At 62.5% G+C, this 6,865-nt stretch carries 5 protein-coding genes and 3 pseudogenes; 2 read left to right on the forward strand and 6 right to left on the reverse strand.

What is annotated here, in order from left to right; translation table 11 throughout:
- Positions 1-106 precede the first annotated feature (106 nt).
- Both ACZ6C1_RS38275 and ACZ6C1_RS38280 read right to left on the reverse strand, forming a co-directional pair.
- Positions 107-797 (reverse strand): annotated as a pseudogene (locus ACZ6C1_RS38275) (transposase family protein).
- 427 nt (positions 798-1,224) lie between these two features.
- A complete protein-coding gene (locus tag ACZ6C1_RS38280) occupies positions 1,225-1,734 on the reverse strand; it encodes a CHRD domain-containing protein (RefSeq protein ID WP_469247661.1) in 510 nt (169 codons plus the stop codon).
- 1,033 nt (positions 1,735-2,767) lie between these two features.
- Here ACZ6C1_RS38280 and ACZ6C1_RS38285 point away from each other — a divergent pair.
- On the forward strand, positions 2,768-3,472 hold the full coding sequence (locus ACZ6C1_RS38285) for a DUF459 domain-containing protein (protein ID WP_469247665.1): 705 nt from the start codon (positions 2,768-2,770) through the stop codon (positions 3,470-3,472).
- Positions 3,473-3,502: 30 nt separating this feature from the next.
- Positions 3,503-4,756: an acyltransferase family protein gene (locus ACZ6C1_RS38290; RefSeq protein ID WP_469247662.1), complete on the forward strand. Its 1,254-nt coding sequence runs from the start codon at positions 3,503-3,505 to the stop codon at positions 4,754-4,756.
- 147 nt (positions 4,757-4,903) lie between these two features.
- Here ACZ6C1_RS38290 and ACZ6C1_RS38295 read toward each other — a convergent pair.
- From ACZ6C1_RS38295 to ACZ6C1_RS38310, 4 genes and pseudogenes are all read right to left on the reverse strand, one after another.
- Positions 4,904-5,106: pseudogene (locus ACZ6C1_RS38295) on the reverse strand (IS110 family transposase); the annotation flags it as partial.
- A 73-nt stretch (positions 5,107-5,179) separates the two neighbouring features.
- Positions 5,180-5,635, reverse strand: a complete 456-nt coding sequence (locus ACZ6C1_RS38300; RefSeq protein ID WP_469247663.1) for a transposase — start codon at positions 5,633-5,635, stop codon at positions 5,180-5,182.
- Entirely contained in the window at positions 5,632-6,324 is a 693-nt protein-coding gene (locus ACZ6C1_RS38305) for a transposase family protein (RefSeq protein ID WP_469247664.1), read from the reverse strand. The genes ACZ6C1_RS38300 and ACZ6C1_RS38305 overlap by 4 nt, the downstream gene beginning before the upstream one ends.
- 164 nt (positions 6,325-6,488) lie before the next feature.
- Positions 6,489-6,632, reverse strand: a pseudogene (locus ACZ6C1_RS38310) (hypothetical protein); the annotation flags it as partial.
- Positions 6,633-6,865 lie beyond the last annotated feature (233 nt).

Raw genomic sequence — 6,865 nt, forward strand, 5'->3', positions numbered from 1 at the left:
TACGACGAGCCCGATGTTCCACCCGCCGCGTCAGCACCATCGTCCGAGCCGTTCACACGTTGCTGACCTGCAACTATTCAGGATGAAAGACGTTCATTGAGCTTCTTCAGCGTTGCCTCTCCAGGGCGAGGACCGCCTTAATCATTGACGTCAGTCTGTTGGGGCTGACGCGGGCTTTGCGGAAGAGCCGCCACGCCTTGAGCCGGGCGAAGGCCCGCTCGACAGGCGAGCGAAGTCGGGCGTGCGCCCGGTTGAGGGACTTCTCTGTCGGTGAGCTCACGGCCTCGGTGCCTTTTGACGGGTGTGGCGAACGTTCCGCCGGCACCCTGGCAGGCCTTGTCCGCGAGCACGGGGATCTTCAGGCGCTCACAGATGGTGACGATGTTGTGGGTGCGGGCGGCGGTGACGTCCGCAGGTCGTCCGGGCAGGGCCGGCGAGTACCAGACGAGTTCGCCGGTCGGGCCGGTGACCGCCTGGATGTTCACGCCGTGCCCCCGGTGCTTGCCTGAACAGTCGTCCTGGCTGTTGCCTACGCGGTCGCACTCGGCGAGCGTGCCGTCGACGAGGACGTACCCGGGGCGGGCTTGCCGCAGTGCGCGGGTGAGCGGGACAGCGCGGGAAGACAGGTGCGTGATCACGCTGTGTACATAGGCGTGGGCGGTGCTCTCGCTGCTCCGGAATCCGGCGGCGGTCTAGGCGAGGGTGTCATGCTTCCGCAGATATACGAGTGCGATCAGGGCCCGCTGGGAGGCCGGCAGCTTGCACCGGCGGTCACCCTCCCGGGTGACGATCGGCATTGTGACCCACTCCACGAGGGCATGCGGAAGGTCCAGTGCGGCAGGAGTAGGTAACCAACAAGGCTCCCTGGCAGATGAGTTGAGACGTGAGACCTCTCGCCCAACCGTCCGGGAGCCTTGTCCGTTACGAGCCCTCGCCTGTCACCCGATCAGCGGCCAACTCGAAGAAGCTCACTCTGCGTTCGTCAGATCCCCACGACCCATCCACCCAGCCTGCCCCAACACCCCACCACTGTCAGGAGATCCGAGAAACAGGGCCTACTGTAGTAGACCGCCACCAGCAGGAGCCAGTCCGCAGATGCAAGGCACTCCGGCAACGCCTTAACCCCTCAGGACCGCCTATGTGGTAGCCCGGCCCACGGCCATTGTGAAGCGTTTAAGGCCTGTTGCACAGGCTGCCGGTGCGCTGTACCGGGAGCGCATCCGGTTAACCGAGCTGCCCGCGCACCGCCCCTGCAGGATATTCGGCATTGTGAACGTTCACGTAATAGAACCATTCATCTTCCGCGATTGCTTGAAGTTCCTGGAAAGTCAGAACTTCATTTGCATTATCTGCGTCCTGTTCGCGGATAGCTCGGATACAGCCGCCCGATGAGCCTGCTTCCGGCGTTTTCAAGGCAACGATGATAGGGCCGTTTTCTCCTGGCTTGCCATGATGAATGTGGGCCGCCGTTGCCGTATCGATATTCTCAACAGCGATCCCGTAACACAGCCACTTCCCCCAAACGAAATACTCAAATTGACCACTACCATCGGGGTCTGCTGATGGGACTTCCTGGCCCCCCTCGAGAGGGACATCCCCTGAAGGCGGCCATGATTCGACCTGGGCGCGCCCGTCTAAGGCGCCCGGGTTCGCTGCAGCGACAGAGGTAGCAGTGAGCAGCGTCAACGCGACTGCACTGCCAATGGACATAACAAGCTTCTTGAGCGTAAGCACAGGCGTTCCATCCTTGCGAGAATATGACTGTACTGCTGAAAGTAGTGCACATCGGAATCTTCGCCAGTACGGGGCGCCTGGCTTTGACCCATACTCAGCGGTTCGGGTGGCGAATCAGAGGATTGCAGCCCGGCCATTGATGGAGGTACTGAGCGGGAGTAGCCGTCGGCATAGCATCGAGGTCGAGTCGCGAGAGTTAACGCGGCAACGAAAGGTAAGCGATTTTTCACGGTTCCCCGCTTACGCGCACGACATATCGTCACTCTTTACCCCGCCTGGCAACTCCCGCCTGGCAACTCCCGCCTGACCCAGATCGGCGCGTCGAAACGGCATAGAACAAGAGTGCCTTAACGTTCTGGTATGACGCGGAGCCACATCGCACCGGAATGGCCGTCGTATAGGCCTGATATGAAAGGGAGCGATCAGGAGAGGTGCAGCGTTAGCTCCAGGCCATCAAAAACGCGGCTGAAGGGCCTCGCGAGTGAGAGGCCCGCACGTCAAAAATCATGAAAGCGGAAGACTGCTGGGATCGCAGCCCGCCAACACCTAACTCGGTGGATCGGCTCGTCACAGGATGGGTCACAGTCTGGGATCAGCGAACCAGTGCGCATTCGAGGGCCCACCGCGAGGCCGGCATATACGGCATAGTTGTTCGATGCTGGGAGGCATGGGACGTGGCAGAGCAGGCGACAAGCTGCGGCTCCTGGGATAGCAGCGGCACTTCCCTTGTTCCACCCTTCTGGGTGCACCGCGTCATGAATAAGCACTCCCGCCATCCAGCAAGGAGTACATGAACCCGCTGTGCTGAGAGCAGGGGCCGTAGCCTCGGCTCCGAGGCGGCCTGCGGGCAAAGGAAAATGCGAGGGGTAGCTTGCGCTCCAGGTGGTCCGCAGCTGTGCTGGCTGCGGCAATGTCACTGATCTCGATCACAGCATGCGCTCCACGGGGCGAGGACTGGGAGGGTCCGCCGGATGCAGCGCTAGCCCCTTTGGCGCCAAGGCCGACGTCGCACGGTGATCCACCCTTGGGTGACGTGCAGCTGCGGTCCGGAGTCAACGGGATCAGAGTGCTCGTGGTCGGCGATTCGTGGGCTCGCAATCTCGGCATCGGCATGGGCCGCGCCGGAGCAACCGCGGGCAACACAGTGGTGAACGCGGCGCAGGGCGGTTGTGGCATCATAATGTCGAAAGTCGCCATGATTAAGGGACGCAAGTCCGAGACACCTCCGCAGTGTAATTCATGGACAAAGGATTGGCCTAAGCTTGTTCGCCAATATCAACCAGATGCGGTGCTGCTAACAACATCCTTCTGGGACCAAGCACAACAGGTCGTGGATGGGACGGGCAGGTTGCGGAACATCACCGATCCAGTATTCCGCGATAGGTACCGGGAAAACATTGACCGGGCAATCAATATCCTGACCGCTCACGGCGCGAAGGTGTTTCTTTCGTTAACAGTCGACAGTGACTCCAAGCATGCCTATCTCCGCAACGTGTCAGACGCCATGAACGAGGCAGTGGCGGCTGCAGCTGTGCGGAACGCAGCAAAAGGGGTCTCGCTCCTTGACCTGCGTAGCCAACTGTGCAATGTGAGAGGCTGTCCGCGTTTCGTCGGAAGCACCGGGGTATATGACGAAACGGGTCACCCCACACCGACTGCACAGCGCCGTCTCGGCAACTGGGTCCTGAACTCGATCCACGCCGAGCTGAAATCCCACGGTGCTGGTGCGGAGCGCTGATCGAGAAGCGTTCCCGCGATAGGACAACTCATGCCCACCACAAGCACAGTACTACGTCCCCTCACAGGCGAGGCGCCTAGCGGAGCCAGCCCTGGGAGCCGAATCCCCTCAATTGATGGATTGCGCGCCCTGGCCGTCATTGCGGTGATCGCCTTCCACTTCGAGTTCCCGCTGCCAGGAGGATTCCTCGGTGTAGACCTGTTCTTTGTAATTTCCGGCTACGTAATCACTCGTCTACTGATCAACGAGAACAGGGAACACGGATCCATTGACCTGGCGAGATTTTGGGTGCGCCGCATCCGGCGTCTCATCCCTGCTGTTCTGCTACTTTTGCTTTGCATCCAGCTCTGGATGCATTTAGACGGACCACCCTCATTACGTCGTACCACTAACGAGCAGACACTGTCCGCGCTTCTCTACTACTCCAACTGGTACGCCATCTATGGCGAAGTGGGCTACTGGGGCATCGAAGCGAGTCATACCCCCTTGAACCACCTGTGGTCACTCGCTGTCGAAGAACAGTTTTATCTCTGCTGGCCTCTACTGCTGGCCGTATTTGCCTATGTCAGGTCATTGCGTGCACTCAAAGTAATCACCGGCGCAGGAGTGGTAACCTGCTACGCGCTCGCTGCTACTCTCTACACACCGGAAAGCGCTGATCGCGCCTATATGGGAACAGACACGCGAGCCGGCGCTCTGCTTCTGGGTGCACTCACTGCGTTAATCCTGGTGCGCACAGGAGGGGGTTACGGAATTGAGACGGGCAAGTCTCCTTACCGCCCTGCTGTTCTGAACACTGCTGCCATCACTGCTCTTGCTGTCCTAGTCTCGCTATGGATTACCACAGAAATCGAGGACAGTTCTCTATACCTCTGGCGGCTCCCTCTGGCTGGGATCGCGGCGGCCGCACTGATCGCGTCACTGGTGCTGAGCTGCGGGAACGGCGTGGCCCGGTGGCTGGGATCTAGGCCACTGGTAGCCGTAGGGGCGATAAGCTATTCCCTCTACCTGTGGCATTGGCCGGTGTGGCTGTTCCTTACTCAGCACCTGGCGTCGGCAACACAAACAACAACTTTTCTAGCGCTGGCCCTGTCGCTGGCGTTAGCGAGCATCTCCTACCACTGCCTTGAAGAGCCCATCCGCCGGTCACAGACGCGAGCGCGATACCTTGTACCTGCCTTAGCTGGCGTCGTTCTTTTGATCGCAGCGAGCAGCCTCCTTCTGCAGCCTCCTCCTCCGCCTGAGCACGAGGATGGCGTCATTGTTACGGGCCTCAGTGCATGACCGGAACATCCGCTTTGCCGGCCAACGGCACCGTTCTCTGCCATGTTCCAGGAGCGGGCCGATCTCACCGATCACCTGTCCCTGGTCGACTTCCGACCCGCGGCATGGTGGCGAACAGCGGCCCGTTGACAGCTCAGGGGCCTAACTTCAAGCCGCGACGGCGAGTGCGGTGGGTAAGGCCGCCTGTTCGTCGAATAGGCGCTGTGTTTCAGACAGTCTCAGAGCTGGCCGATCATGCGGTTCAAGGGGTGGCTCTGGGCGGCGGCGTGCCAGTCTCCATAGTGGTCACGGCGCCTTCGGTAGTGGACCTTGGCGCCGGGTGAGGCGGTGATCGTGGAGAAAGCCCAGAGTTGACTTCCGCGCCACCCAAAGGTGGGTATTCCTGTTACGGTCGTCTGACCGTCTCGGTGGATGCCTGCTTCTTCACGCCAGGGGCGTTTCAAAGTCCCGGTGATCATGTAGATGGCCTTGTCGGGGGATGTTCAGCAGGTCCAGCGGCCTGTTGAATGGGTCGTAGGAGACGTGACGGAGGCCGGCGGCGATGTTGTAGTGCCCGTGCCGCCGGAGCGTATTGATCGCCAGGTTGCGCAGTGTCGCCATGTTCTCGGGCCCGTGGCCGGTGCGGATCTTCGAGGCGTCCTCGCGGAAGGTGGTGTCGCGGACGAAGTGGAGCCGGTTCTCGATGGCCCACTGTGACCTGGCGAGCCGGCCGAGCCGCTGGGGCGAGGCTTGATGGGAGGTCAGGTCCGTGATCGCGTAGACGGTCTGGCGGCTGCACCTGCCGCTCTTGAGACCGGTACGGTGACGCAGGATGCGCACGGCCTGGACGGCGTGAGGGAAGTCCAGGCCGAGATCGGTGACGGTGAGGGCCCTGGTCACGCGGGTCTCCTTGCGGCCATGGCCCACCCCCACGGTCGTAGCACCGTGCGGTGACGTCCTTCCACGGCAGCGACCGGAGCCTGCGGTGCAGCCCGGGCTGGTTGGCCTTGACCACGAGCAGGTAGTGCGCCTTCTTCTCCACCAGGAAACGTACGTGGTCGCGCTGCGTATGCAGGGCATCTGCCGTGATGGTGACCCCGTTTCAGGTCGTAGGGCTTCAGCAACGCGGCGAAGCACGTGATTTCGTTGGTCTTGTCAGGAACTCGCAGCCGGGTGACGGTCCGGCCGTCGCCGGTCATCGCGGCCAGGAGGTGGGCGGCGGGCGTCTGGCCCTGCCGGGAGCCGCGGGCGGTCTTGCCGTCCACGGCCAGCGACTGGGCGCCGCCGGGATCGGCGCCGGTCAGGTCGGCCAGGCCGCCGGGGCAGACCAGGCCGATGATCCTCCGGACCGTGGCGGCACTCGGCGCGACACGCATCCCCAGGGCGCCCACCACACGGGCACCCATCCGGGCCAGGGCATGCTGCGGAGCACTCGCGGACCACTGACCGATCCCCGCATACGAGCGAGCGCCGGCCACCACTGCCGAGGCGGCAACCAGCAGCACCGCCACGAACGGGTGACGCACCCCGCGCCGCCGCCGCGGATCAGGCAGCAACCGCAACCGCTCCACCAGCGACAGCCCTGCCACACCCTCCAGAGCAGGCGACTTGACGAGACAGACGGTGGCAGACTGACGGCACATCGAAGCTCCGGTCGTTCAGGGCGGCTTGGGAAGGTCACCCCGTTCAACCGGAGCTTCGTTGCGTACGTGACGGGCCCGACCGGACCACTCTGCCCTGCGGACTCACGTGATCACCAGGACTTTGAAACGCCCCTTTTCTTCACGCTGTGCCGGACCGGTCCCGGTCGTCTTATCCGCGCTCGACAGGCTGATGCCGCCAGTCCGGGGGCCTTGGCGACGTTGACCGCCGCGTTGATGTCCCGGTCAGGGACAGCCCCGCACTCCCAGCACTCCCACGGCCGACGCTTCGCCGAGCCAGGCTCGTCCGCCGGTGTTCCTGGCCTCGGTGATCAGCAGCCTGGATAGGTCCCGGTCTTCGAGAACGGACCGCCTGCGGTGCGGGCGGTCTCACGGAACGTCTTTCATCCTGAATAGTTGCAGGTCAGCAACGTGTGAACGGCTCGGACGATGGTGCTGACGCGGCGGGTGGAACATCGGGCTCGTCGTA

The organism is Streptomyces sp. NPDC041796 (assembly GCF_055590785.1).